The following is a 226-nucleotide window of genomic DNA, read 5'->3' as shown; positions in this document are numbered from 1 at the left end:
AATTTCATCTGCACCATTTTGAATTGCATCTTCTGTTTCAAATGTTTTCGTTGCAGTTGTCGACGCACCTAATGGGAATCCTATTACCGTACAAACTAGCACCTCTGAATCAGCTAGTCGCTCTGCTGCATATTTAACATGCGTTGGATTCACACATACAGATTTAAAATTGTATGCTTTCGCTTCATCGATGATTTGATCGATTTGCGTACGTGTTGACTCAGGC

At 40.3% G+C, this 226-nt stretch carries 1 pseudogene; it reads right to left on the bottom strand.

What is annotated here, in order from left to right:
* Positions 1 to 226 (bottom strand): annotated as a pseudogene (locus IDG65_RS14705) (deoxyribose-phosphate aldolase); the annotation flags it as partial.

It is taken from the genome of Staphylococcus sp. EG-SA-17, assembly GCF_017151845.1.
GTDB classification, from domain to species: domain Bacteria; phylum Bacillota; class Bacilli; order Staphylococcales; family Staphylococcaceae; genus Staphylococcus; species Staphylococcus aureus.
The sequence above is the reverse complement of the archived record's forward strand: the minus strand, read 5'-3'. Positions and strand labels throughout refer to the sequence as shown.